This is a genomic window from Candidatus Pantoea gossypiicola (assembly GCF_008632075.1).
Taxonomy (GTDB): domain Bacteria; phylum Pseudomonadota; class Gammaproteobacteria; order Enterobacterales; family Enterobacteriaceae; genus Pantoea; species Pantoea gossypiicola.
The window spans coordinates 430484-457053 of record NZ_VWVM01000001.1 but is presented as its reverse complement, the minus strand read 5'-3'; the positions used below and the strand labels follow the sequence as shown (position 1 = coordinate 457053).

The following is a 26570-nucleotide window of genomic DNA, read 5'->3' as shown; positions in this document are numbered from 1 at the left end:
CGGAGGTCAACATGACACTGAAATATGTAATCGTTCAACAGCCTGCCACTACCGCACAGCTGTTTCTGCTCTATCACGGCGTTGGCGATAACCCGGATTCAATGGGTGAGATTGGCAACTGGTTTGCGAAAACCTTTCCCGACGCGCTGGTGGTTTCTGTCGGTTCACCCGGCGTGGGTCGTCAGTGGTTTGGCGAGACTGACCTGCACGATCAGACTATTCAGCAGCGGGTTGATGCGGCAATGCCGCAGTTTGTTGCGTCGGTGCGTCACTGGCAAAAAAAGAGTGGCGTGCGGCCGGAAGCGACAGCCTTAGTTGGTTTTTCGCAGGGCGGCAGTATGGTACTGGAAGGGGTTAAAGCCCATCCGGACCTGGCAGGTCGCGCAGTGGTGTTTAACGGCCGGTTTATTACCCTGCCAGAGAAAGCGAGCACCCGCACCACGATTCACCTGATCCACGGTGATTATGACGAGCAGATCCCGATGCACCACGCCCGGCAGGCAGAACAGCGGCTGACTGCCTGCGGTGGCGACGTCACGCTGGATATCGTTGACGATCTGGCGCACGCCATTGATAACCGCAGCATGGAGCTGGCGCTGAATCATCTGCGCTATACGGTGCCAAAACGCTACTTTGATGAGGCGTTAAGCGGCGCAAAACCGGGTGACGATGACGTTATCGCAATGATGTAAAAAAGCCCCTGCATTGCAGGGGCTTTTTCGTTTACTTCTTCTTCGGCCAGTTGTCGTCGTCATCCCACTTATCGTTGAAATCACGATGCGGCGGCAGGTCAGGTTTGTTATCCATAAATTTTTTGTGATCGATGCGTTTCAGATCTTTATAAACGTTCATCAGCACGCCAACCATCAGCAGGATCACCAGGATCCACCAGTAATCTTTAATAAATTCCATTTGCTGCTCCTTAACGTCGCCGTCAGGCGATCAGTTGTTCCATGATGCGCTGGTACATCCGGCTCAGCATCTGCAGGTCGGAGGCTTTCACACACTCATTGATTTTGTGAATGGTGGCATTCACCGGCCCCAGCTCCACCACCTGCGCGCCCATCCGGGCGATAAACCGGCCATCGGAGGTGCCGCCCGTGGTCAGCAACTGCGGCTTAATTTCATTATAGTGCGCTACAGCTTTCACGACGGCATCCACCAGCTTACCGCGTGAGGTCAGGAAGGGCTGACCCGAGAGTTTCCACTCGATGGTGTAACGCAGCTGATGACGATCCAGCAACTCAGCGACCCGCTGGCGGATCATTTCATCGGTAAGTTCAGTGCTGAAGCGGAAGTTAAACTGCACAAACAGCTCGCCGGGAATCACATTGTTGCTGCCGGTGCCCGCCTGGACATTAGCAATCTGCATGCTGGTGGCCGGAAAGAACTCATTTCCCTGATCCCACTCCGTCGCGACCAGCTCAGTCAGCGCGGGCATCGCCCGGTGAACCGGATTATCCGCCAGATGCGGATAGGCGACGTGGCCCTGCACACCGTGTACCGTCAGGTTGGCGGTAATTGAGCCGCGTCGACCATTTTTCACCACGTCACCGACAACTTCCGTACTGGAAGGCTCGCCGACCAGACAGTAGTCCAGGCGTTCACGACGCGCCATCAGCCGCTCAACCACTTTAACCGTGCCGTTGGTCCCGCTGGCCTCTTCATCAGAGGTAATCATAAAGGCGAGGCGGCCCCGGTGATTGGGACGCACCGCCACAAAGCGTTCGGCGGCCACCACCATGGACGCCAGTGAGCCTTTCATGTCAGCCGCGCCACGGCCAAACAGCATGCCATCGCGGATGGTGGGTTCAAATGGCGGGTTAATCCAGCGGCTGGCATCGCCAGGCGGCACCACATCGGTGTGACCGGCAAACGCCAGCGTTTCACCTTCGCCACGGGTGGCCCAGAAATTCAGGGTATCGTCGATGTTCATCGTTTCAATCTTAAAGCCAATGGCTTCAAGACGGGCGATCAGCAGAGCCTGACAACCGGCATCATCGGGGCTGAGAGAGGGGCGACGAATAAGCTGCTGCGTCAACTCAATGACCGGGCAAAACATATTATGGCTTCTCCTGAATAGCATTCTGATAGGTGGCTTCGCTGAAACCGGCGAGCAGGGAGCCATCCCGGGTGCGCAACAGCGGACGCTTAATCATGGCGGGATGCGCCAGCATCAGCGCTTTGGCGCTACTGGCATCGTTAACCGCTTCACGATCAGCCTCGGGCAGTTTACGCCAGGTCGTGCCGCGTGTGTTAAGCAGGGCTTCATAGCCCAGCGCATCGATAAATTCCTGTAGCAGGGCATCGCTCAGCCCATCGGCACGGTAGTCGTGAAAATGATAATCAACGCCTGCATCTGTCAAAAAGCGCCGGGCTTTTTTTATGGTGTCGCAATTTTTAATCCCGAACATCACCCACTGCGTGCTCATTGCCCGATCCTTTTTGTCCTGTGAGAAGAGAAAGCTGAAAAAGCAGCCAAAGCGCGAGTTTAGCATAGTGTGATCGGTTGCGGCATCCGCGCTGGCGCGGGAATCGGTCCGGATAGCCTGCACACCCAGTCGTTATGTCCCCGCGGGTAAACGCTATCAATTTCGCAGGCAATTATTACCCTGCTTATCAATGCGTGTTTAAGAATTTCGCCATGTTGATAAAATAGTCTACCGCTGGGCTTAAAATAAATTATTTTCAATGAGGTTAAGGAGTTGCTGAAATGTGCGTCAGCTTCCAGAATCAGTAACATTCATGTTTTTGTGAGGCTTGCCGATAGGTATAACAGGTGTAAACGTATTCACCTGCTTAAAAAAAGCGCGTAATATTGCCAGCACAATAAGAGAGGGCATTATGATTGACACTGAAATGGGAACCTGGAAAGAATTCATCGAAGCGATGTTACGCAACAAGTAACACGTGGAGATTAAAGCAGGACATTCCCGCTTGCTGACATTCTTACCACACACAGAAATAAGGCGGCCGCTGATCTCAGGGGCCGCTTTTTATTTAGCGTTAGTCGTGCGGTTTCTCTTTCAGCGGGAAGCGACGGCGGACCAGCACAAAGAACAGCGGCACAAAAAAGATCGCCAGCAGCGTGGCGGAGATCATCCCGCCCATTACGCCGGTTCCCACGGCGTGCTGGCTGCCGGAACCTGCACCGCTACTGATTGCCATCGGCAGCACCCCAAAAATAAAGGCCAGGGAGGTCATCAGAATCGGCCGCAGACGCTGACGCGACGCCTCCAGCGTGGACTCCACCAGTTCACGGCCTCTGCTGTTAATCTCATTAGCAAACTCAACAATCAGGATGGCGTTTTTGGCGGATAGTCCTACCACCGTCAGCAGGCCAACCTGGAAGTAGACATCATTCTCCAGCCCGCGCATCCAGGTGGCGATAAGCGCGCCCACCACACCCAGCGGCACCACCAGCATCACCGAGAACGGGATCGACCAGCTCTCATACAGCGCCGCGAGACAGAGGAACACCACCAGCAGCGAAATCGCATAAAGCGCTGGAGCCTGCGAGCCCGAGAGCCGTTCCTGATATGAAGCACCGGTCCACTGGAACCCGACGCCCAGCGGCAGGGCATTCACCAGCTTTTCCATCTCATCCATCGCCGTACCGCTGCTGACGCCATTCGCCGCTTCGCCGACAATCTCCAGCGACGAATAGCCGTTGTAACGTTCAAGACGTGGTGAACCGGTCTCCCAGCGGCTGCTGGCAAACGCAGAGAAGGGCACCATTTTGCCGCTGCTGTTGCGCACGTACCACTTGTTGATGTCGTCCGGCAGCATGCGGAATTCGGCGGCGGCCTGCACATAGACCTTTTTCACCCGGCCACGATCCAGGAAGTCATTCACATAGCTGGAGCCCCATGCGGTAGTCAGGGTGTCGTTAATGGTGTCCAGCGACACGCCCAGCGCCTGCGCTTTACGGGCATCCACATCGATCCGCAGCTGCGGGCTGTCATCCAGTCCATTGTGCCGCACCCGCGATAGCGACTTATCGTTGCCCGCCATCTCCAGCAGTTTGTCACGCATCGCCATCAGTTGCGTATGACCGATACCCGCGTGATCCTGCAACTGCATGTCAAAGCCAGAGCTGCTGCCCATGCCGGTAATGGCGGGCGGACTGCTGGCAATCACACGCCCCTCTTTAATCTTCTGAAACGCCTGAGTTGCACGATCGATAATGGCGAATGAGGTGCGATCGGCACCGGGCCGATCTTCCCAGTCTTTCAGCCGCACAAACAGACGCGCCACGTTCTGCCCATTGCCGCCCGGGCCAGCGCCGATGGTGGAGAAAACCGACAGCACGTTGGCCTTTTCCTCGGTGAGGTAATAGTGTTCGACTTTCGCGACCACGCTGGCGGTTTGCTCAAGCGTTGCGCCTGCCGGAAGCTGGACCTGAGTCAGGAAGACGCCGCGATCCTCCAGCGGCAGAAACGAGGTGGGCAGACGCAGAAACAGAAACGCCATCAGGCCGATAATGCCGAGATACAGCAGCAGCCAGCGGCCCCCCCGGCGCAGAATGCCTGCAACGCCGCGCTCATAGCGGTCAGCATTGCGATTAAAGTGACGATTGAACCAGCCGAAGAAGCCGCGACGTTCAGGCTGCTCACCTTTCGCCACGGGTTTCAGCAAGGTGGCACACAGCGCCGGTGTCAGGATCATCGCGACCAGCACCGACAGCACCATCGCCGAAACAATGGTGATGGAGAATTGACGGTAAATAGCGCCGACGGTACCGCCGAAAAACGCCATCGGCACAAACACTGCTGAGAGCACCAGCGCGATCCCGACCAGCGCGCCCTGAATCTGTCCCATCGATTTTCGCGTGGCGGCACGCGGCGAGAGTCCCTCTTCGTGCATGATGCGCTCAACGTTTTCCACCACCACGATGGCATCGTCCACCAGCAGTCCTATCGCCAGCACCATGGCAAACATGGTCAGGGTATTGATGCTGAACCCGCAGGCATAGAGCACGCTGAAAGTACCGAACAGCACCACCGGCACCGCAATAGTCGGGATTAACGTGGCGCGGAAGTTCTGCATAAACAGGTACATTACGCCAAACACCAGCACGATCGCCTCCAGCAGTGTTTTCACCACATCGGTGATCGATGCTTTAACGAACGGCGAGGTTTCGTAGGCAATTTTTGCTTCCAGCCCGTGCGGGAAGTAGTGCGACAGCTCCTCTATGCGTGCGCGCACCAGCTTATCGGTGTTCATCTCGTTGGCACCGGATGCGAGCTTCACCCCCAGACCGGAGGCGGGCTGGCCGTTGTAGCGGCTCAGATAATCATACTTTTCTGCGCCCAGCGCCACGCTGGCGACATCACCCAGCGTCACCACGGAACCGTCGGGGTTGTTCTTCAGGGTAATGGCCCGGAACTGCTCGGGGGTCTGCAGCATCGACTGGGCATTCACCGTGGCGTTCAGCGCCTGCTTCTCTACAGATGGCAGACCACCGACCTGACCCACGGCAACCTGGCTGTTCTGCGACTGAATTGCACTGACCACATCGTCGGTGGTCAGCGCGTAGGCGATCAGTTTGTTAGGATCGAGCCAGATGCGCATCGCATATTGCGAGCCGTAAGCGTCTACCTGGCCGACGCCGTCAATACGGCTCAGCGGGTCCTGAATATTACTGGCGACATAGTCTGAAATATCCTGCTTATCCATACTGCCGTCGGTTGAGACGAAGGCGACCATCAGAATATTACTGTCACCGGTTTTATTGACCGTCACGCCCTGCGACTGTACCGCCTGCGGCAATTTGCGCAGCGCTGACTGCAACTGGTTCTGAACCTGCTGGCGGGCTTCATCGGGATTGGTCCCGGCGGTAAAGGTGAGGGTGATCTGTGCCTGACCGGTATTGCTGCTGTTCGAGGACATGTACATCAGATTATCGATGCCGGTCATGTTCTGCTCGATGACCTGGGTAACGGTATTCTCCAGGGTCTGGGCGGATGCGCCGGGGTAGTTGGCGGTAATGCGCACGTTGGGGGGGGCCAGATCGGGATACTGTTCAACAGGCAGCGAAATAATCGAAAGCGTGCCACACAGGCACAGCAGAATCGCCAGAACCCAGGCAAAGATGGGACGGTCGATAAAGAAATTCGACATTAAATCGACACTCCTCAGAAACTTTCATAAGCGTTCAGGCCCACCGGCAACGGGCGCACTGGCGGGCAAACCGGATGATCTATGCCACGATTTTCCGCCGCCATTTACTCTACGTGCGGCAGCGGGGGAAATCGTGGAGAAATTGAGGAGAAAATGTAAATTCGTTGGCTATTTGCGGCTTTCAAGCCACATCACCGTGGCGGCGACGCGTGAGCGGACATCCAGCTTACGCAGCAGGTTGCGGATATGCACTTTTACGGTCTCTTCAGAGATATGCAGATTAGACGCGATCTCTTTATTCGACAGGCCGCGCGCTACCTCCTGCAGCACGTCGCACTCGCGCCCGGTGAGCTGACGCAGGGGATCGGCACTGTGCTGGCGGTTAGCCAGATAACGGGCCACGCCTTCACTGAAGACCTTTTCACCCTGCGATGCCTGCAGAATATGCCCCAGCAGGATTTCCGGCTCGCTGTCCTTAAGCAGATAGCCATCGGCACCTGCATCCACCATGGCGAAGATATCACTGCGGGCGTCAGAGACAGTCAGGACCAGAATGCGTGAACTGATCCCTTCATGGCGCAACGCCTTCAGCGTATCCAGTCCGGACATACCTTTCATATTCAGGTCGAGCAGAATGATATCGGGTTCCTGACGGCGGGCCTCAGCCAGCGCTTCCGTGCCGTTGTTGGCTTCTGCGATGACCTCAAGTCGGGGATCCAGCGCCAGCAGCTGACGAACACCGCGGCGCATCAGCGGATGGTCATCCACAATCATCAATGTTAATGCGGGCTGTTGCATAGGTTCTCCATTTCATCGGCTTCAGACGGCAGCAGAAGAGCAGGGCTGGTACCCAATGGCTCCGTACCCGCTGGCCTGCATGCTGAGACCGATAGATTATCTGAATAAGTTAACATCACACCGGGCGATCTATGTCAGTGAGCGCGCCGGCTGCGGTGGAAAGCGCAGTTCGACCCGGGTGCCCCGTTGCTGAGTGTGAATCGTCAGATTGCCACTCAGACGCTGGGCACGCTCGGTCATAATCGTCAGGCCGTAATGGCCCGCAGGCTCGTCAGTGCTGCTCATTCCCACCCCGTCATCGGTAATTGTCAGTAAGTGCTCACCATGTTCGCTGTGCTGATAATCCACCCGAATCACCTGCGCGCTGGCGTGACGAATGGCATTCAGCAGCGCCTCACGGGCAATCTGCAACACATGCACCTGCTGTTGTGCCTCCAGACTCTGCAGGCCGGTCTGATAGTTAAAGTGTATCTCTGCGCCGCTTTTTTCCTGCAACGAGGCGATCATCGCCTGCATCGCCGCCACCAGATCCGCCTGCTCAATGGTCAGGCGGAAGGTGGTCAGCAGCTCACGCAGCTGACGGTAGGCATCGGCCAGCGCCTGATCGAAGTCAGCGATAATCGCGTGGGCGGCGCTGTCATCCTTATCTACAGTGCGGCGCAGCAGGGTCAGCTGAATACGTAAAAACGAGAGCGACTGGGCCAGCGAGTCATGTAGTTCCCGGGCAATGGTGGCGCGCTCTTCAATCAGCAGCATCTGCTGATACTGCTGCTGTGCCTGCCAGATCCAGATGGCCCGTCCCAGCATCGCCGCCAGGCTGCGCATCAGCTCATTGGGATACGTAACGCCAGCCGACTGCCAGCGCAGTTCGCCAATCTGCTGGTCGTCCTGCTGTAACGGCAGACGCTGCCACTCACCGTCAGCCTGAGCATCGCCCGCGCAGAACTGAAACTGGTCGCTGTCCAGCCGGATCGCTGTCAGTTTTTCGCGCGTCAGCACAGTGGTCAACACTGCCTCAAACAGTGCCGGGTGCAACGGGCTGGCCGTCAGCATCTGCGAACTGTCGTAAAGCAGTGACAGCGTGCGATTCGCCTGGGTTAAGTCTTCCGTTTTCGCGCGTACCGTACTTTCCAGCAGTTGATAGTGCGAGTGCAGACGCGCCGCCATGCCGCTAAAGGCGTGTGATAGTACCCGCAGTTCATTCTGGTGCTCAACGTGCAGCGGCGGAAAAGCAAAGTTGCCGCTTTCGACGTAGCGACTGGCCGTGACCAGCGCATTGAGTGGCCGCACCACCTGTAGCCGGGTAAAGCGAATCGTCATCAGTGCCAGCACGACGATTGCAATAACACCTGCCAGACTGCTGGCCGCCACAAGACGCATTTTCAGCTCGGTATAGCGCTGCAAACCCAGTACAAAGCGATCGATTTCACCGACGTAGTTCGGCACCTGCTGCTGGTATGCCACGGTATCACCCTGCTGCAACTGCTGCTGCAGGGATGGCCATGCAGCGCGCAGTCGCTGATAGCGAGCGCTGACTTCGCGTGGCACCCAGGGCCGATCCAGCTTTTGCAGCACCGGGGCATCAAGCGTTTGCTGATAGAGCGTCAGGTGATGCGCAAGATTTTGTGGCTGACGGCTGGCATCCCATGCCATGCGATAGCTCTGCATGCGCAGGGATCCCGCCAGATTGATCGCCTCTGCATCGCGCTGACTGCTGAGCAGCGTGACTAAGGCGAGACCGGTGGTAAGCAGCGACAGCAGGACAATAGCGCTGAGCGCCTTAGCGATACTTTGAGTAACGGAACGTTTAACAATCACATGGATGGCCCTGTTGAAAGTGCGGGAATTATAAGAGCGCAATAGCGTAACGCAAATGATCCCTTCCCTGTTTATCGCACAGACGGTTACACATCGCACATAAAATGACCTCAACTGACAGTTCCCAGGATGGGCTACCGGTTTGTGGTTAAAAAAGGAACAGGTTTACATCGTCCCGATGTTGCTTTTCATTGCAACGCTAATAATTCATCCAGTCATCAGCTCAACCCCGATCGCAGATTAAGGAGCATCCAATGAAAAAGCTGAATGCTGTACTGGCGGGCGCACTACTGGCTACCGCTTCCTTTGCCACTTTTGCTGCTGCGCCGGTCGACCGGTCACAGGCTCAGAATATGCAGAGCATCGGCAGCGTGTCGGTCTCCGGCGTTCGCGGCTCACTGGACGATGCTAATCGCCAGTTGTCGCAAAAAGCCGAAGAGATGGGTGCCAGCCATTACCGCGTTATCGGCGTTGATAACCCAGGCGACTCCAGCCTGTGGAGCGGCACCGCAGAGATTTATCGCTAACCCAACCCTCCTGTTTCCATCCCTGTAGCTTTTACCGGCCTGAAAATGGCCGGTTTTTTTGTTTTTGTGCATCAGGATGGATTCTTACAAATCAGCCTGTGCATCTGCCCGGTATATTTTGCTTCGTTCCTGCAGAACGGGTAGGATTCATCGCCGTAAATTCCCGCGTTGCCCGGCACTCACTCACGGGCAAAGGCACAGAGGAAAATCCCCCATTTTGCAGGACGTTACGTCCGCATTGGGGAGACGACGATTTATGGTCAGGACAAACAGGAATGCTATGAAATCTAAAAAGAAAACCCCAGGTGAGATGCGCGCTGCGAAGCGCCGCTGGCTGAATTCTCACGATGCTGGTTACCAGAAGGCGATGGGTAATCGTCACGTACAGATGATTGCGATCGGCGGTGCTATCGGTACCGGTTTGTTCCTGGGCGCAGGTGGCCGTTTGCAGGCTGCTGGCCCCGCGTTAGCCATCATCTATCTGGTGTGTGGCATCTTCTCCTTCTTTATTCTGCGTGCGCTGGGCGAACTGGTATTACACCGTCCCAGCAGCGGCAGCTTCGTCTCCTACGCCCGTGAATTCCTGGGCGAAAAAGCCTCCTATGTGGCGGGCTGGATGTACTTCGTCAACTGGGCGATGACCGGCATCGTTGATATCACTGCCGTCGCGCTCTACATGCACTACTGGGGCGCGTTTGGTGATGTGCCACAGTGGGTCTTCGCCCTGGGCGCGCTGGCGATTGTCGGCACCATGAACATGATCGGCGTTAAGTGGTTTGCCGAGATGGAGTTCTGGTTCGCGCTGGTAAAAGTGCTGGCGATTGTCATCTTCCTGGTGGTGGGCGTGGTATTCCTTGGCACCGGCAAACCGCTGGATGGCAACAGCACAGGCTTCCATCTGATCACCGATAACGGTGGCCTGTTCCCGCACGGTTTACTGCCTGCGCTGGTGCTGATTCAGGGCGTGGTGTTCGCCTTTGCCTCTATCGAACTGGTGGGTACGGCGGCCGGCGAATGTAAAGACCCGAAAACCATGCTGCCGAAAGCGATCAACAGCGTGATCTGGCGTATCGGTCTCTTCTATGTTGGCTCTGTGGTACTGCTGGTGCTGCTGCTGCCATGGAACGCTTACCAGGCGGGCCAGAGTCCGTTCGTGACCTTCTTCTCGAAGCTGGGCGTGCCTTACGTTGGCAGCATCATGAATATCGTCGTACTGAGTGCGGCGCTTTCCAGCCTGAACTCCGGCCTCTACTCGACCGGGCGTATCCTGCGCTCCATGTCGATGGGGGGCTCTGCACCGAAATTCATGTCGAAAATGAGCAGTCAGCAGGTTCCTTATGCTGGTATTCTGGTGACCATCGCCGTCTATGTGATTGGTGTGGTGCTTAACTACTATGTGCCTTCTCAGGTGTTTGAGATCGTCCTGAACGTTGCTTCGCTGGGCATCATCTCCTCCTGGGCCTTTATCGTGGTTTGCCAGCTGCGTCTGCGCAAAGCGATCAAAGAGGGCAAGGCGGATGATGTCAGCTTCAAGCTGCCAGGCGCACCGTTCACCTCGTGGCTGACGCTGCTGTTCCTGTTCAGCGTGCTGGTGCTGATGGCGTTTGACTACCCGAACGGGACGTACACCATCGCCTCCATTCCGCTGATTGCGGTATTGCTGGTGCTGGGATGGTTTGGCGTGCGTAAGCGCGTTCACGCCGTCGCTCAGACCGAACAGGATCATCACGAAGAAGAGCCTCAGCCGACCCGACTGGCTGACGACACCTCTCGCTGATAAGTTCTGCAGCAATCAGGCCAGCCTCCGGGCTGGCTTTTTTTTGCCCGCAAATCGATACGTTACGACGCGAATTAGGATAGTTTTCCCGCAAGCACCCCTCTATGATGAAAGGCTCCCTTTATGCGGTAGCGGAGCCATCATGTCGTTCAAGATCAACATCATCAAAGATAAACTCCTGTCTGAAAACTGGTTTGTGCTTCGTAACTATACCTATGAAATCACCGATCGCCGTGGCGAGGTTATCCGCCATAAGCGTGAAGTCTACGATCGCGGAAACGGGGCAACCATCCTGCTCTACAACCGTGAAAAGAACAGCGTGGTCCTGACGCGCCAGTTCCGTATTGCGACTTACGTCAACGGTAACGACGACGGCATGTTAATCGAAGCCTGTGCGGGCTTGCTGGACGACGACTCCCCGGAAGATTGCATCCGCAAGGAGGCGATTGAAGAGACCGGTTATGCGGTGGGCGAGGTGGAAAAACTTTATGCCTGCTATATGTCGCCGGGCGGCGTGACTGAGCTTATCCACTTTTTCGCAGCAGTTTATAATGAATCGTTGCGCGACAATGCTGGCGGTGGCGTCGAAGATGAGTCAATCGACGTGCTGGAATTAAGCTTTCCGGATGCGCTGGCGATGGTCGCTGAGGGTCGAATTCGTGACGGCAAAACCATCATGCTGCTTCAGCATGCACAGATTGCGGGCTGGCTGACGCCATAAAACCGTGTTAATAAGCCTGTTGCCGCGTGACAGCGTTGAGAGAGAGTGGTGAGAGTTAATCCACTTTATGCACGCTTTTTAAGCAGTTAACTGCGCTTTTTGCACAGGTTCACAGATTGCGAACCCTGGCAGGCCCGTTGATGCGCTATTCTCTCCACTCTGGCTATTCGGGGATCGATCTTCTTAATGTCGTATTGGATGAAATCGTTTTGGCTGTTGCCGTCTCTGTGGGTTGCCTCTGTTCAGGCGGAACCGTTGCAAAAGTCATTCAACGACTGGCAAATCACCTGCAACAATGAAGCCTTTTGCGTGGCGCGGAATATTCCGGGGGACAAAGGGCTGGTGATGACGATTTCGCGCCATGCGGGCGTCAACGATCGCCCTTTGCTGCGCATCGACTACGGCAGCGCCTACAGTGGTGCGCTGCCGGGTGGCCCGCTACAGGATAATCTGCTGCTCGATCAACGCCGGCTTAAACCCGACCTCAAACACTGGACGGTAGAGCCGCATCATCTCGCCACCAGCAATGCTATCGCCATTGATGAATTTTTTAATCTGGTGATGGAGGCCAAAAACCTGCAGCTCACCTACGACCCCAATGCGCTGATCTCCCTGCGCGGCATGAAGGCCGCGCTGTTGCTGATGGATGACACTCAGGGACGGGTCAACAGCATGAGCGCGTGGATCAAACGTGGCGACAGGGCCAGCTGGGATGTTCCGTTACCACCAGCACTGCCGCCGCTGCCGCCTGCGGTCAGGTCACCCGCTGCACTGACGCGCGATGAGACCAGCGGATTAATTGACTACGGCACCTGGCGGGTTAATACCGACTCCTGCTCACTCGATCCGCTGCGCCGCGAAGTCAGCGTGGCTCCACTCACCGACCAGCGTGCGCTGCTGCTGGTGAGTTGTGAAATGGGGGCGTATAACGTGATCGATCTGGCGTTTGAAGTGACGCGCAGTCCGCCCTATGTGGCGCGTGGCATCACCCTGACTCTGCCGTTTACCCCGCCAGGCGCCAGCGATCGCCAGCTTGAGCTGATTAACGCCGAATATGACGCGGCCAGCGGCCAGCTCTACACGTTTGGTAAGGGCCGTGGATTGGGCGACTGCGGCAGGGCGACACGCTGGCAGTTTGATGGCACGCGTTTTGTGTTAGCGGAATATGCGGAAGAGTCGACCTGTGACGCCTGGCACAGCAGTGATGACTGGCCAACCCTGTGGGTCAGCCAGTCTGACGGTGGTGTACAGCAGCGTTAACGAATGACCTGCACCATCATCGGTGAGCCAAGCTGGTTGCCGACCAGCTCGGCCAGCATATCATTCACACCGTCACTCATCGGCGTAAAGCGGGTCAGCGGCGAGCGCGTCACCACCACAAAAACCCCCACATTATGCTGCGGCACCATCGCCATATAGGTGATGAATCCGCCGCCGCCGCCGGTTTTCTGAATGATGCCGGGACGACCATTTTTCGGTCCCATGTAAACCCAGCCCATGCCCAGCGCATCCGCTTTCCCTGGCACATCCATACCTTCAACTTTATTGAGCTGGTCGCGGCGATAGATCAGCGTCTGCAGGCGATCGATCTGTGGTGTACGATGGTTAACCGACGAGTTAAGGAACTGCTGCATCCAGCGGCCCATATCATCCGGCGTTGAGTAAACCCCTCCGCTGCCAATCGCGGCCAGCGTGTTATTACACGGACTGGCCCCTTTTTCAGCCACCATCAGGCGTCCGCACTGTTCAGGCGATGGCGTAAACGTGGTGTCCTTCATGCCGAGCGGGCGGGTAATCAGCTGCTGAAACAGCGCCGGATAGGGTGTTCCGCTGGCACGTGACAGTGCATCGCCCAGCAGATCGTAGCCCAGGTTAGAGTAGGCGGCACTGCTGCCAGGTGCCGCTTTGAGGTTCGCCCGTGACAGCCATGCCCAGCGTTCGCTCTTCGTTGGCCAGACAAATACCGGACGTTGCGCTTTGCCGCCGGGCTGCTCGCGCGGCAGTCCGCTGGTATGGGTCGAGAGATTAATCAGGCGAATCGGCTGGCCATTGTAAGTGGGTACTCGTGCACCCGGAGGCGCATATTTACTCAAGGGGTCGTCAAGGCGAATCTGTCCGCGCTCAGCCATTTTTACCATCACTTCACTGGTCATCAGCTTACTCAGCGAGGCGATCCGAATCAGCGAATCTTTCTGCGGACGAACATTGTTGCCGGGACGGGTTTCACCGAAGCTGGCGAACACCCGCTGATTGCCATCAATCGCCACCAGCGCCATACCGGTTGCGCCGCTGCCATAAAAGATATGTTCCGCATAGCGATCAACAATCTGTGAGGCCAGCAGCGGATCGGGCGCAACCTGCGCCATGCTTTTTAATGGAAGCAGTGAAACCATCAGGGCCAGTAAATAGGGTGTACGCATGTTCAACGGAAGTGGCTTCGCTATAAAAATCGGAGAAAATCTGCCTTCACTCATCAGGATGCATCAGGTCGCAGCCGCGTTATCCCGGCATTATGACAGCAGGAAAAGACGGTCAGCCCGTACACAGGCAGCATTAAGTATGACGGCTCTATAGTAATCAGTTTGCGCGGAGCGGGAAGAGGGGAATGGATATTTTTTTAACGGTGGGGCTGCAAAATAAAATGGCCCTTCCCGATGAAGCCGGGAAGGGCAAATGCATTAAACCGGCTTGAGTAATGCTTCAGCGTGGCTGACGATGTTCTCTACCGTGAAGCCAAACTCCGGGAACAGCTGACTGGCTGGCGCGGATTCACCAAAGGTGGTCATGCCCACAATCGCGCCGTCCAGACCGACATACTTAAACCAGTAATCCGCAATACCGGCTTCAACCGCCACACGCGCTTTCACGCCGCTCGGCAATACGGATTCGCGGTAAGCGGCATCCTGTGCATCAAACAGGTCCGTAGAGGGCAGTGAAACCACCCGCACCTTGTGACCGCCTGACGTGAGCTTATCGGCTGCACCCAGGGTGATCTCAATCTCTGAACCGGTTGCGATAAGAATCACCTCTGGCGTGCCGTCACAATCCTTCAGCACGTAGCCGCCGCGTTTGATGTTTTCAATCTGCTCCGGTGTGCGTTCCGGCTGCATCAGGTTCTGACGTGACAGGATCAGTGCAGTCGGCCCATGATGTCGCTCGACAGCGGCTTTCCACGCCACCGCGGTTTCTACCTGATCGCATGGACGCCATACGCTCATGTTTGGCGTCAGACGCAGGCTGGCGATCTGCTCAACTGGCTGGTGCGTCGGGCCATCTTCGCCCAGACCGATGGAGTCATGGGTGTAGACCAGAATCTGGCGTGCCTTCATCAGCGCTGCCATACGCGCGGCATTACGCGCATATTCGACAAACATCAGGAAGGTTGCGGTGTAAGGCACGAAGCCGCCGTGATGTGCGATACCGTTACCAATTGCCGTCATACCAAATTCACGCACGCCGTAGTGGATGTAGTTACCCGCCGGATCCTCTTTGATCGATTTGGAGCCTGACCAGATCGTGAGATTACTCGGTGCCAGGTCAGCGGAACCGCCAAGGAATTCCGGCAGCATTTTGCCGTAGGCTTCCAGTGAGTTCTGAGACGCTTTACGGCTCGCAATTTTCTGCGGATTAGCCTGCAGCTCCTGGATGAAGCGAGTCGCTTCTGTTTCCCATGTGGCGGGCATCTCGCCATTCATCCGGCGCTCATACTCTTTCGCCAGCTCAGGGTGGGCCTCTTTATAAGCTGCAAACTTCGCATCCCAGGCTTTTTCGCGTTCAGCACCCGCCGCTTTGGCATCCCACTGCTGGTAGATTTCAGCCGGGATTTCAAATGCCGGATAGTTCCAGCCAAGCTGTTTGCGGGTCAGCGCCACTTCGGCCTCGCCCAGCGCTGCGCCATGCGACTCCTCTTTACCGGCTTTGTTCGGCGAACCGAAACCGATAATGGTGCGGCAGATAATCAGTGAAGGCTTATCCGTGACGCTCTGCGCTTCTTTAATCGCCTCGCGGATAGCATCAGCGTCATGGCCGTCGATGTCGCCGATCACATGCCAGTTGTAGGACTCAAAGCGTTTATGCGTATCGTCGGTAAACCAGCCACTGGTTTCGCCATCAATCGAGATGCCGTTGTGGTCATAGAAGCCGATCAGTTTACCCAGACCCAGGGTGCCCGCCAGAGAACACACTTCGTGCGAGATCCCTTCCATCAGACAGCCGTCGCCCATGAATACATAGGTATGGTGGTCGACAATTTCATGGTCCGGACGGTTAAACTGTGCAGCCAGCGTGCGCTCAGCAATCGCCAGGCCTACGGCATTAGCCAGACCCTGACCCAGTGGGCCGGTGGTGGTTTCAACGCCTGGCGTATAACCAATCTCCGGGTGGCCTGGGGTTTTAGAGTGCAGCTGACGGAAATTTTTTAACTCTTCAATCGGCAGGTCATAACCACTGAGGTGCAGCAGGCTATAAAGCAGCATGGAGCCGTGACCGTTGGAGAGGATGAAGCGGTCACGATCAAGCCAGGCGGGATTGGTCGGATTATGCTGGAGGAAGTCGCGCCACAACACTTCGGCGATATCGGCCATACCCATCGGCGCACCGGGGTGGCCTGAATTTGCCTTCTGAACCGCATCCATGCTCAGTGCACGAATCGCGTTTGCCAACTCTCTGCGTGAGGACATAAAGTTCTCCCTTGTTATGCATCAGGGCGGGAAAGTCCCGCCCGACTAAAATAAAGACTACAGGCGTGCGGCGAGCACATCTTCCAGCTTCTGCTGGTCAACCGCGAACTGGCGGATGCCGTCAGAGAGTTTTTCGACTGCCATTGGATCCTGGTTATGTTCCCAGCGGAACTCCGCTTCGGAGAGCGGTGATGGCTGATGGAAGCCTTCGGTAGAGGGTTCCAGCTTGCGCTCCAGCGGCGCGTCGCTGTTCTGCAGCTCTTCCAGCAGGTTCGGCGACAGCGTCAGGCGATCGCAGCCGGCCAGCGCGATAATCTGCTCCACTTTACGGAAGCTGGCACCCATGATGATGGTGCTGTAACGGTGCTTTTTGTAGTAGTCATAAATACGACGCACAGATTTTACGCCTGGATCTTCATCCGCCACGTAGGGTTCCAGTGGCTTGCGTGAGTTATACCAGTCGTAGATACGGCCAACGAACGGGGAGATCAAAAACACGCCCGCTTCGGCACAGGCACGCGCCTGTGCAAAGGAGAACAGCAGCGTCAGGTTACAGTGGATGCCGTTCTTCTCCAGCTCTTCCGCGGCACGGATGCCTTCCCAGGTCGAGGCCAGCTTGATCAGCACGCGTGAGCGATCGATGCCGTGCTCTTCATACATCCGAATCAGTTTTTCTGCTTTGGTGACACACATGCCACGATCGAAGGAGAGGCGCGCATCCACTTCGGTCGAAACACGGCCCGGTATGCTTTTCAGGATTTCCATACCGAGGTTAATCGCCACTTTGTCGCTGGCATTGATAATCTGCGTCTCTTTGCTGCCGCCCTGTTTTTTCGCGTACTCAATCGCGTCATCCATCAGGTGCTTATACCCTTCAAGACCGGACGCTTTCAGAATGAGTGAAGGGTTGGTAGTGGCGTCTTCCGGGTGGTAATGACGAATCGATTCGATATCACCACTGTCCGCCACCACGGTGGTGAACTGTTTTAGGGCTTCTAGCTGGTTCATCTCTAAACTCCTTGAAAAGAAAAAATAAAAGCGAACAGGGTGCACCTCAGGCCTCGCAGCCGGTCTGGGTCATGTTCTGCTACCGGTAACGCGAACCCATAACACTGCAACAGAGACTTTCTGATGAAAATGCGGTTTCTCTGATTGTTGCGCTGCGAGGCGGTGCGAAGGAGCCGTCATGCGGTGTAACCCGAGGGGTGCGCCATATTCCATCCTTAAGCATAGCAGTCAGGACGAATGACGCAGGTAACACTGTAGCAATCTGTGCCCTGTGAAACGGAACGGGCCGATCGGGAGAAAGGTAAGCGCAGCGCGGGTTGCGGGCCGCGCTGCAACGGGATAAGCGATCAGACGGGGAGGTTAAGCCAGTTTTTTACCGGCAGGAAATCGCGATAGAGGGCAGCTTCAGGGGAGTCGGGGTCAGGCTGATAATCATATTCCCAGCGCACCAGCGGTGGCATCGACATCAGAATCGATTCCGTACGGCCACCGGTCTGCAAACCAAACAGCGTGCCGCGGTCCCAAACCAGATTGAATTCCACATAGCGACCACGGCGGTAGAGCTGGAACTGGCGCTCACGGTCGCCCCACGGGTGATCTTTACGGCGCGCGACAATCGGCCGATAGGCATCAATAAAGCCACGGCCTACCGCCTGCATAAAGCTGAAGCTCTGCTCAAAGTCGGGCGTGTTGAGATCGTCAAAAAAGAGGCCGCCAATGCCGCGTTGCTCATCGCGGTGTTTCAGATAGAAATAGTCGTCGCACCACTTTTTATAGCGCGGATAAACGTCGTCGCCAAAAGGCTGACAGAGATTGGCTGCGGTCTGATGCCAGTGAAGCGCATCTTCTTCAAAGCCATAAAATGGCGTCAGGTCAAAACCGCCGCCAAACCACCAGACCGGATCGGCCCCTGGTTTCTCTGCGATAAAAAAGCGCACGTTGGCGTGGCTGGTCGGCACATAAGGGTTATTCGGGTGGATCACCAGCGACACGCCCATCGCTTCAAAGCTGCGACCGGCCAGCTCAGGCCGGTGCGCGGTCGCCGATGCCGGCATCTGATCGCCATGCACATGCGAAAAGTTAACGCCCGCCTGCTCAAACACGGTGCCGTTGCGCAGGACGCGGCTCTGACCGCCGCCGCCGCCAGGGCGCTGCCAGCTATCTTCAGCGAACCGTGCGCCGCCATCTTCAGCCGCCAGCTGGTTACAAATCTCATCCTGCAATGCGAGCAGGAACGCTTTTACGCGGGAAATATCAGCCATCTTTTCGCTTATCGTTTATCAAAGTCTGACGCGATTATACGCAAAAGCGCGCCGCTTGCATGAGCGCGGCGCAAACCGGCCAGACGAATCAGGCATTGCGGCGGTCAAACTCATCGAAGTAGTTGATGATGCCGCTGGCAATAGCCGAAGCAATTTTCTGGCGAAATGCGGTGGTGCCGAGCAACTGCTCTTCACGTGGATTGGTAATAAAAGAGGTTTCGACCAGCACCGAGGGAATCGACGGTGACTTGAGCACCGCGAAGGCCGCCTGCTCGGTGTGTTGGCTGTGCAGATGGTGCACCGGACGGATCTGATCCAGCACATGCTTGCCCAGTGTCAGGCTGTTCTTGATGGTGTCGGTCTGCACCAGGTCGAACAGAATCTGCTGCAGATAGTGATCCTGCTGCTGTGCCTTTACGCCGCCCAGTTTGTCCGCATCGTTCTCCCGCTGTGAGAGATAACGTGCCATCGAGCTGCTGGCTCCACGGTTAGAGAGCGCAAACACCGAGGCGCCACTGGCATCGGGGCTGGTAAAGCCGTCGGCATGGATTGACATAAAGAGATCGGCACCGTGCTGGTGGGCGATTTCTACCCGCTGATAAAGCGGAATGAAGTGATCACTGTCGCGGGTCAGTCGCACTTCAATGCGTGGATGGCTCTGCAGCTGGCGCTGCACGTTACCGGCAATCTCCAGCACGATGTGTTTCTCTTCGGAACCCTCTTCGCCAACGGCACCCGAGTCAATACCACCGTGGCCGGGATCGATCATCACAATACGTTTGCCGTTTTTCGCGGGCGGGGCAGGGCGTGCAAGACGATTTGCCCCGGTAAGGGCAGACGACTCTTTAGCCTGAACCGCACGCGGCGATAAAATGGCCAGAGCCAGCCCGGAAAGCAGTAACTGGCGACGATGGATCAAACGTTTAAGCAGGTGCATGTACGGGTCCGGTAACAGGAATCTTGCCGGTGTTATAGCCTAAGGCTCTGCTGCCTGCGATCACAGAACCATTTCAGGGCATTACTTTGTATTGCAGGTCGCGAACAGAAAATTCGCGCTTTTTTATTTTCCGCCGGCCATCGAGGGTTGCGTGCAGCAGAGAATGCGTGATAATCAGCAAATTGTGCTTATCTGCAGGTAATTAAGATGGAAATCCGCGCCTTTCGCCAGGAAGATTTTGAAGAAGTGATCACCTTATGGGAACGTTGCGATTTGTTACGGCCATGGAACGATCCTGAGCTGGATATCGAACGCAAAATGAATCACGACCCCGATCTCTTTCTGGTCGCTGAAGTGGGCGGCGTGGTCGTTGGCACGCTGATGGGCGGTTACGATGGTCATCGCGGCGCGGCTTACTATCTCGCGGTTCATCCAGACTATCAGGGACGCGGCTTTGCGAATGCCCTGATGAATCGTCTGGAGAAGAAGCTTATCGCGCGCGGCTGTCCGAAACTGCATCTGATGATCCGCGAAGAAAACGATCAGGTGGTGGCGTTCTATGAGAAGCTCGATTATGAACCGGTAGACGCGTTACTGTTTGGTAAACGTCTGATCGAAGATCGTGAATACTAATCCATTGCCTGACTATTCGCCGGACGAGTATGACGCCAGAGGGCAGCTGCGGCTGCCGTTTCTTTTTTGGCTGATCCTGTTACTTCAGGCGCGGACCTGGCTGCTGCTGTTGATGGCCGGGGCGTCACGGCAGCAGGGCAACGACCTGCTGGCACTGTTCTATCCGGATCGTCAGGCGTTCTGGGTCGGTCTGACGCTGGGATTACCGGCACTGGCGGGGCTGCTGCTGACCGGCTATCGCACACGCCTGCCGCGACTGTGGCAATCCTGGCGCAGCGTGCTGGCACTGTCGCTGCTGGTGAACCTGGTCTGGCAGGGCATGCAGTTTATGCAGGGCGATCTGCTCAGTTCGCCGCTGCCGTTGCTGCTGGTGCTGTTTGACCTGCTGGCACTCATCTGGCTGCAATCCAGCCGCCGTTGCCGCGACTGCTTTCTGCCTGAACATCATCTCAACTAAACTTTTTGTCGCTTTGCGACTCCAATCAGTTCCGCCTTCCGGCATCGCATTTACAGGAGTTCTCATGAAAGCTGTTCGTTCCACGCTACTGATCGCCGCCGTTGTACTGAGCGGCTGTGCCAGTTCGGGTTCCGGCGCTGACAGCAGCCAGCAGGCAAGCTGGTGGAATCCACTGACTTATCACTGGTCTTCGGCGCTGCCGTGGAACTGGTTCGGTTCCACGCTGACCGCGACTGAACAGGGTGTGGGTGGGTTAACCGCCTCGACCGCCATGAAAGAGGACGCAATTAAGGACGGACTGAACGGTGACTATACCCTGCGTCAGGGCATGCGCAGCCAGAACGGCCAGGTAGTCTCTTTCTGGCAGGCGCTGGATGACGGCAAAGTTAAGCTGGTGATTTACGGGCAGTCGCAGGTCGAGCGTATTGAGGTTATGGACAGCGCGATTGCCAGCAGTGACGGCAGCAAAGTGGGCGACGCCTTCAGTAATAAGTTCAGCAAAGCCTTCGACAACTGCACACTCGCCAGTGGCACCGATGCGCGTGATGTAGCGTGCCGTGCGCCAGGCAGTCAGCATCTGACCTATGTCTATCAGGGTGACTGGCACGGGCCGGAGGGATTAATGCCGTCAGACGATACCCTGAAAAACTGGAAAATCAGCAAGATTGTCTGGCAGCGTTAATCTTTTTCTTCAGCGCGCCGCTCCCCAGGCGGCCGCTGACGCCTCTTAAAACCCCCGCCAGAACGGGCTGCACGCGGGTCCTCTCTTCCATCGGCTTTTGCTGATTTCTGCATAAACTCTGCCGTCGTCTTATGCTTTTTTCGACTTTGAAATCATCAAACGATATATAAAACCGTTACTGGTTTTCACTGAGTTATAAATAAACTGATGCCTCAGCGGGTAAGATCCGCATCAAACTTTTTCAGGGTGCCAAATGACATTACAAGCGATGAAAAAAATCGTGAGCGGTATCGCGTTGTCGCTGAGCCTGGCCGGCGCAGCCAATGCCACTGAACTTCTTAATAGCTCATACGATGTGTCGCGGGAGCTGTTTGTCGCCCTGAATGCTCCGTTTGTTAAACAGTGGGATGCCAGTCACCCCGCTGATCCCCTGACCATTAAGATGTCGCACGCCGGTTCATCGAAGCAGGCGCTGGCTATCCTGCAGGGACTGCGCGCAGATGTGGTCACGTACAACCAGGTAACAGATGTACAGGTGCTGCATGATAAAGGCAATCTCATTGCGGCTGACTGGAAAAGCCGTCTGCCGAACAACAGCTCGCCTTTCTACTCCACCATGGCGTTTCTGGTGCGCAAAGGGAATCCAAAGCAGATTCATGACTGGTCAGATTTGACCCGCAGTGATGTGAAGCTGATTTTTCCGAACCCGAAAACCTCGGGTAATGGTCGCTACACTTACCTGGCCGCCTGGGGCGCAGCAGATAAAGCGGACGGCGGCGATCAGGCTAAAACCCGTGCCTTTATGACGCAGTTCCTGAAAAACGTGGAAGTGTTCGACACCGGCGGTCGCGGCGCGACCACCACATTTGCTGAACGCGGCCTGGGCGACGTACTGATTAGCTTTGAGTCGGAAGTGAATAACATCCGTAATCAGTACGGTAAAGATGAATACGAAGTAGTGGTGCCGAAAACCAACATTCTGGCGGAGTTTCCGGTGGCATGGGTGGATAAGAACGTCGCGACGAATAAAACCGCTGATGCGGCCAGCGCCTATCTGAACTATCTCTACACGCCAGAAGCGCAGAATATTATTACTCACTACTATTATCGTGTGAACAACCCACAGCTGATGGCAGAGCAGAAAGATCGCTTCCCGCAGACCAGCCTGTTCCGGGTCGAAGATGCCTTTGGCGGCTGGGATAAGGTGATGCAGACGCATTTTGTCAGCGGCGGTGAGCTGGATAAATTGTTAGCGGCGGGGCGCGGATAATGTTTGCAGCCAGCCATAAACGCGTGTTGCCCGGCTTCAGTCTCAGCCTTGGCACCAGCCTGCTCTTTACCTGTCTGATCCTGCTGCTGCCGATTAGCGCGGTGATCATGCAGCTGTCGCAGATGACGCTGCAGCAGTACTGGGATGTCGTGACCAACCCTCAGCTGGTTGCCGCCTACAAGGTGACACTGCTCTCTGCCGGTGTCGCCTCTCTTTTTAACGCGGTGTTCGGCATGCTGATGGCATGGATCCTGACCCGTTATCGTTTTCCAGGCCGGACACTGCTGGATGGCCTGATGGATCTGCCGTTTGCACTGCCGACTGCGGTAGCCGGCCTGACCCTGGCCGGACTCTTTTCGGTTAACGGCTGGTACGGACAGTGGTTCGCCCAGTTCGACATCAAAATTTCTTACACCTGGATTGGTATCGCCATTGCCATGGCCTTTACCAGCATTCCGTTTGTTGTGCGTACCGTGCAGCCAGTGCTGGAAGAGTTAGGCCCGGAGTATGAAGAAGCCGCCGAAACGCTGGGTGCCACGCCGTGGCAGAGCTTCCGCCGCGTCGTGCTGCCGGAAGTCGCGCCTGCGCTGCTGGCCGGTACGGCGCTCTCCTTTACCCGCAGCCTGGGTGAGTTTGGTGCGGTAATCTTTATTGCCGGTAACATCGCCTGGAAGACGGAAGTCACCTCGCTGATGATTTTTGTCCGGCTGCAGGAGTTCGACTATCCGGCAGCCAGCGCTATCGCCTCGGTGATCCTGGCGGCATCGCTGATTCTGTTATTCGCGATTAATACATTGCAGAGCCGCTTTGGCCGTCGTCTGGGAGGTCACTAATGGCCGAGGTTTCACAACTTAATCACACGGCTCATCAGCCTGTGAACTGGGGCAAATGGCTGCTGATCGGTATCGGCGCGCTGATCTCGATTCTGCTGCTGGTCGTTCCGATGGCCTCCATTTTCTGGGAAGCGCTGAATCAGGGGCTGATTGTTGCGCTCAGCAATCTGGCCGATCCGGACATGCTGCACGCTATCTGGCTGACTGTGCTGGTGGCGCTGATTACCGTTCCGGTGAACCTGGTGTTCGGCACGCTGCTCGCGTGGCTGGTAACACGCTTTACCTTTCCGGGCCGTCAGTTGCTGCTGACCCTGTTTGATATTCCTTTTGCCGTGTCGCCCGTCGTAGCCGGTCTGATGTATCTGCTGTTCTGGGGCGTGAATGGCCCGGCAGGCGGCTGGCTGGATGCGCATAATATTCAGATTATGTTTGCCTGGCCTGGCATGGTGCTGGCGACGGTGTTTGTGACCTGCCCGTTTGTCGTGCGCGAACTGGTGCCGGTGATGCTGAGCCAGGGCAGTCATGAAGATGAAGCGGCGGTGCTGCTAGGCGCGTCCGGCTGGCAGATGTTCCGTCGTGTGACGCTGCCGAACATTCGCTGGGCGCTGCTGTATGGCATCGTCCTGACCAATGCCCGTGCGATTGGTGAATTTGGTGCGGTCTCGGTGGTATCGGGATCGATTCGCGGTGAGACCTATACGCTCCCGCTTCAGGTTGAATTATTGCATCAGGACTACAACACCGTTGGCGCGTTTACCGCCGCCGCCCTGTTAACCCTGATGGCAATTGTGACGCTGTTTCTGAAAAGTATTGTGCAGTGGCGTTTAGAGCAACAGCACAAACGCCTGCAACAGGAGGGAAATCATGAGCATTGAGATTAACAAGATCAACAAGTCCTTTGGTCGCACCTCGGTGCTGAACGATATCTCTCTGGATATTGCCTCAGGTGAAATGGTGGCGCTGCTTGGCCCATCAGGCTCGGGTAAAACCACGCTGCTGCGCATTATTGCCGGGCTGGAGCATCAGAACAGCGGTCAGATCCGTTTTCACGGCAACGATGTCAGCCGCCTGCATGCGCGCGATCGTCAGGTCGGCTTTGTCTTCCAGCACTATGCGCTGTTCCGTCACATGACGGTGTTCGACAACATCGCCTTTGGCCTGACCGTACTACCACGCCGTGAACGTCCTTCAGCGGCGGAGATCAAACAGCGTGTAACCCGTCTGCTGGAGATGGTGCAGCTGGCGCATCTGGCGAACCGCTTCCCGGCACAGCTGTCAGGCGGCCAGAAGCAGCGTGTGGCGCTGGCGCGTGCATTAGCGGTTGAACCGCAGATTCTGCTGCTGGATGAACCTTTTGGTGCGCTGGATGCTCAGGTGCGTAAAGAGCTGCGCCGCTGGCTGCGTCAGCTGCATGAAGAGATTAAATTCACCAGCGTGTTCGTGACCCACGACCAGGAAGAGGCGATGGAAGTCGCAGATCGCGTGGTGGTGATGAGCCAGGGCAACATTGAGCAGGTTGGCACGCCAGATGATGTATGGCGCGATCCGGCGACCCGCTTTGTGCTGGAGTTCCTGGGTGAAGTGAATCGCTTTGATGGCGAAATTCAGGGATCGCAGTTCCATGTCGGCGCGCACCACTGGCCGCTGGGTTATACCTCAGCTCATCAGGGCGCGGTTGAGCTGTTCCTGCGTCCGTGGGAAGTCGACGTGTCACGCCGCAGCAGTTTAGAAACGCCGCTGCCGGTGCAGGTGCTGGAAGTCAGCCCGCGTGGACACTTCTGGCAGCTGGTGGTTCAGCCTGCTGGCTGGCAGAGCGAGCCGTTCTCGCTGGTGTTTGAAGGTGAGCAGACAGCCCCGATTCGCGGCGAGCGTCTGTTTGTTGGCTTGCAGCAGGCGCGGCTCTATAAGGGCGACACGCCGCTGCGCGCAGTTGCCTTTGCACAAAGCGCCTGATATTTTCTCATCAACACCCGGGCGGGAGTGTCACTCCCGCCTTTTTTTCGCCTCTCGTTTGTAAGATGCCAGGAACTGCACCGTGACGACTCTTGAACATACCATCGGCAATACCCCGCTGATTAAGCTGCAGCGCCTGACGCCCGCTAACGGCAGTGAGGTCTGGCTCAAGCTGGAAGGCAATAATCCGGCAGGCTCGGTAAAAGATCGTGCGGCCTGGTCAATGATCAATCAGGCGGAGCTGCGCGGTGAAATTTCACCCGGCGATCAGCTGATTGAAGCGACCAGTGGGAATACCGGTATTGCGCTGGCGATGATTGCGGCGATGAAAGGCTACCGACTTCGCCTGCTGATGCCGGACAACATGAGTCAGGAGCGGCAGGATGCGATGCGTGCTTATGGCGCAGAGCTGATTCTGGTGCCGCGCGAGCAGGGCATGGAAGGCGCACGCGATCTGGCACTGGCGATGGCGGCGCGTGGTGAAGGCCGGGTGCTGGATCAGTTTAATAATCCCGATAACCCGCTGGGCCATTATCAGACCACTGGCCCGGAGCTGTGGCAGCAGTCAAACCAGCGGATGACCCATTTTGTCTCCAGCATGGGCACCACCGGCACGATCACCGGCGTGGGACGTTACCTGAAAGAGCACAACACCGGCGTGCAGGTCATTGGCTTACAGCCCAGCGAGGGCAGCAGCATTCCGGGCATTCGCCGCTGGCCGCTGGCCTATCTGCCGGGGATCTACCGCCCCGACTTAGTGGATGATGTGTTGGATATGACGCAGAAAGAAGCGGAAGAGACCATGCGGTCGCTGGCTCGCCGTGAAGGTATTTTCTGTGGCGTCAGTTCAGGCGGCGCGGTTGCGGGTGCACTGCGCATCGCCCAGGCAAATCCGGGAAGCGTGGTGGTGGCGATCGCCTGCGATCGTGGCGATCGTTATCTCTCGACCGGACTCTATCATTAGTAATCTCTGCTGATGGGAAATCAGACCTGTGCGCGCGTTTACCGCCCACAGGTCTTTTTTTTAGCCAGCATCCCCATCGGATAGACTGAATCTGTAAGGATCGCGTAAATCAGGCTGCGCGAATGCCC

25 protein-coding genes are annotated in these 26570 nt (G+C 56.5%); 14 read left to right on the top strand and 11 right to left on the bottom strand.

The genetic code is table 11. The annotated features are described in order from the left end of the window. The first annotated feature begins 11 nt into the window (after positions 1 to 11). A complete protein-coding gene (gene ypfH, locus F3I20_RS02090) occupies positions 12 to 692 on the top strand; it encodes an esterase (RefSeq protein ID WP_150038306.1) in 681 nt (226 codons plus the stop codon). Positions 693 to 723: 31 nt separating this feature from the next. On the opposite strand, the gene F3I20_RS02085 is transcribed toward ypfH, so the two are convergent. From F3I20_RS02085 to F3I20_RS02075, 3 genes are read right to left on the bottom strand one after another with little or no spacing between them, the layout of a single operon-like run. Continuing rightward, the gene (locus F3I20_RS02085) at positions 724 to 912 is read right to left on the bottom strand and encodes a YpfN family protein (RefSeq protein ID WP_003848800.1); all 189 of its coding nucleotides are present in this window, start codon (positions 910 to 912) and stop codon (positions 724 to 726) included. A 22-nt stretch (positions 913 to 934) separates the two neighbouring features. Further along, positions 935 to 2062, bottom strand: a complete 1128-nt coding sequence (dapE, locus tag F3I20_RS02080) for a succinyl-diaminopimelate desuccinylase (RefSeq protein WP_150038304.1) — start codon at positions 2060 to 2062, stop codon at positions 935 to 937. 1 nt (position 2063) lies between these two features. Next, positions 2064 to 2432: an ArsC family reductase gene (locus F3I20_RS02075; RefSeq protein ID WP_150038302.1), complete on the bottom strand. Its 369-nt coding sequence runs from the start codon at positions 2430 to 2432 to the stop codon at positions 2064 to 2066. Positions 2433 to 2844: 412 nt separating this feature from the next. Here F3I20_RS02075 and ypfM point away from each other — a divergent pair, with 412 nt between their 5' ends. Then, the gene (gene ypfM, locus F3I20_RS24615) at positions 2845 to 2907 is read left to right on the top strand and encodes a protein YpfM (RefSeq protein ID WP_376747919.1); all 63 of its coding nucleotides are present in this window, start codon (positions 2845 to 2847) and stop codon (positions 2905 to 2907) included. A gap of 99 nt (positions 2908 to 3006) precedes the next feature. Here the strand turns inward: ypfM and acrD are convergent, their stop codons facing one another. The 3 genes from acrD to narQ all read right to left on the bottom strand — a co-directional run bounded on the left by acrD (position 3007) and on the right by narQ (position 8739). Next, positions 3007 to 6123 carry a multidrug efflux RND transporter permease AcrD gene (gene acrD, locus F3I20_RS02070; RefSeq protein ID WP_150038300.1) on the bottom strand — a complete coding sequence of 1039 codons (3117 nt, stop codon included), beginning with the start codon at positions 6121 to 6123 and terminating at the stop codon, positions 3007 to 3009. 168 nt (positions 6124 to 6291) lie between these two features. Then, complete coding sequence (locus F3I20_RS02065) at positions 6292 to 6921, bottom strand: response regulator (protein ID WP_150038298.1); 630 nt, start codon at positions 6919 to 6921, stop codon at positions 6292 to 6294. Between the two features lie 129 nt (positions 6922 to 7050). Next, on the bottom strand, positions 7051 to 8739 hold the full coding sequence (gene narQ, locus F3I20_RS02060; protein ID WP_150012525.1) for a nitrate/nitrite two-component system sensor histidine kinase NarQ: 1689 nt from the start codon (positions 8737 to 8739) through the stop codon (positions 7051 to 7053). A 254-nt stretch (positions 8740 to 8993) separates the two neighbouring features. On the opposite strand from narQ, the gene F3I20_RS02055 reads away from it, so the two are divergent. From F3I20_RS02055 to F3I20_RS02040, 4 genes are all read left to right on the top strand, one after another. After that, positions 8994 to 9266, top strand: coding sequence for a YdgH/BhsA/McbA family protein (locus F3I20_RS02055; RefSeq protein ID WP_150012523.1), 273 nt, complete (start codon positions 8994 to 8996; stop codon positions 9264 to 9266). 280 nt (positions 9267 to 9546) lie between these two features. Then, the gene (ansP, locus tag F3I20_RS02050; protein ID WP_150012521.1) at positions 9547 to 11043 is read left to right on the top strand and encodes an L-asparagine permease; all 1497 of its coding nucleotides are present in this window, start codon (positions 9547 to 9549) and stop codon (positions 11041 to 11043) included. Between the two features lie 142 nt (positions 11044 to 11185). Beyond that, a complete protein-coding gene (gene nudK, locus F3I20_RS02045; protein WP_150012519.1) occupies positions 11186 to 11764 on the top strand; it encodes a GDP-mannose pyrophosphatase NudK in 579 nt (192 codons plus the stop codon). A 186-nt stretch (positions 11765 to 11950) separates the two neighbouring features. Further along, positions 11951 to 13024, top strand: coding sequence for a DUF1176 domain-containing protein (locus F3I20_RS02040; RefSeq protein ID WP_150038296.1), 1074 nt, complete (start codon positions 11951 to 11953; stop codon positions 13022 to 13024). Here F3I20_RS02040 and ampH read toward each other — a convergent pair. From ampH to amiA, 5 genes are all read right to left on the bottom strand, one after another. Beyond that, positions 13021 to 14184: a D-alanyl-D-alanine-carboxypeptidase/endopeptidase AmpH gene (ampH, locus tag F3I20_RS02035; RefSeq protein WP_190285903.1), complete on the bottom strand. Its 1164-nt coding sequence runs from the start codon at positions 14182 to 14184 to the stop codon at positions 13021 to 13023. The genes F3I20_RS02040 and ampH overlap by 4 nt on opposite strands. 258 nt (positions 14185 to 14442) lie before the next feature. Then, positions 14443 to 16443 carry a transketolase gene (gene tkt / locus F3I20_RS02030; protein WP_150012513.1) on the bottom strand — a complete coding sequence of 667 codons (2001 nt, stop codon included), beginning with the start codon at positions 16441 to 16443 and terminating at the stop codon, positions 14443 to 14445. A gap of 57 nt (positions 16444 to 16500) precedes the next feature. Next, entirely contained in the window at positions 16501 to 17451 is a 951-nt protein-coding gene (tal, locus tag F3I20_RS02025) for a transaldolase (RefSeq protein ID WP_150012511.1), read from the bottom strand. A gap of 347 nt (positions 17452 to 17798) precedes the next feature. Then, positions 17799 to 18713: an oxygen-dependent coproporphyrinogen oxidase gene (gene hemF / locus F3I20_RS02020; protein WP_150012509.1), complete on the bottom strand. Its 915-nt coding sequence runs from the start codon at positions 18711 to 18713 to the stop codon at positions 17799 to 17801. A gap of 88 nt (positions 18714 to 18801) precedes the next feature. Next, positions 18802 to 19650 (bottom strand): N-acetylmuramoyl-L-alanine amidase AmiA, encoded by an 849-nt coding sequence (gene amiA / locus F3I20_RS02015; RefSeq protein WP_150012507.1) that lies wholly within the window; start codon positions 19648 to 19650, stop codon positions 18802 to 18804. A 207-nt stretch (positions 19651 to 19857) separates the two neighbouring features. Between amiA and F3I20_RS02010 the strand changes: the two genes are divergently transcribed. From F3I20_RS02010 to cysM, 8 genes are all read left to right on the top strand, one after another. Beyond that, positions 19858 to 20283 carry a GNAT family acetyltransferase gene (locus F3I20_RS02010; protein WP_003848834.1) on the top strand — a complete coding sequence of 142 codons (426 nt, stop codon included), beginning with the start codon at positions 19858 to 19860 and terminating at the stop codon, positions 20281 to 20283. Beyond that, positions 20273 to 20740 carry a DUF2919 domain-containing protein gene (locus F3I20_RS02005; RefSeq protein WP_150012505.1) on the top strand — a complete coding sequence of 156 codons (468 nt, stop codon included), beginning with the start codon at positions 20273 to 20275 and terminating at the stop codon, positions 20738 to 20740. Before F3I20_RS02010 ends, F3I20_RS02005 begins: the two co-directional genes overlap by 11 nt. 64 nt (positions 20741 to 20804) lie before the next feature. Continuing rightward, a complete protein-coding gene (locus tag F3I20_RS02000; protein WP_150012503.1) occupies positions 20805 to 21422 on the top strand; it encodes an RpoE-regulated lipoprotein in 618 nt (205 codons plus the stop codon). A gap of 253 nt (positions 21423 to 21675) precedes the next feature. Beyond that, on the top strand, positions 21676 to 22692 hold the full coding sequence (locus F3I20_RS01995; protein WP_033733464.1) for a sulfate ABC transporter substrate-binding protein: 1017 nt from the start codon (positions 21676 to 21678) through the stop codon (positions 22690 to 22692). After that, positions 22692 to 23525, top strand: coding sequence for a sulfate/thiosulfate ABC transporter permease CysT (gene cysT / locus F3I20_RS01990; protein ID WP_150012501.1), 834 nt, complete (start codon positions 22692 to 22694; stop codon positions 23523 to 23525). The genes F3I20_RS01995 and cysT overlap by 1 nt, the downstream gene beginning before the upstream one ends. Then, positions 23525 to 24400 (top strand): sulfate/thiosulfate ABC transporter permease CysW, encoded by an 876-nt coding sequence (cysW, locus tag F3I20_RS01985; protein WP_150012499.1) that lies wholly within the window; start codon positions 23525 to 23527, stop codon positions 24398 to 24400. Before cysT ends, cysW begins: the two co-directional genes overlap by 1 nt. Then, positions 24390 to 25478: a sulfate/thiosulfate ABC transporter ATP-binding protein CysA gene (gene cysA / locus F3I20_RS01980; protein ID WP_013358663.1), complete on the top strand. Its 1089-nt coding sequence runs from the start codon at positions 24390 to 24392 to the stop codon at positions 25476 to 25478. The genes cysW and cysA overlap by 11 nt, the downstream gene beginning before the upstream one ends. Before the next feature lie 82 nt (positions 25479 to 25560). Then, positions 25561 to 26442, top strand: coding sequence for a cysteine synthase CysM (cysM, locus tag F3I20_RS01975; RefSeq protein ID WP_150012497.1), 882 nt, complete (start codon positions 25561 to 25563; stop codon positions 26440 to 26442). The last annotated feature ends 128 nt before the right edge of the window (positions 26443 to 26570 follow it).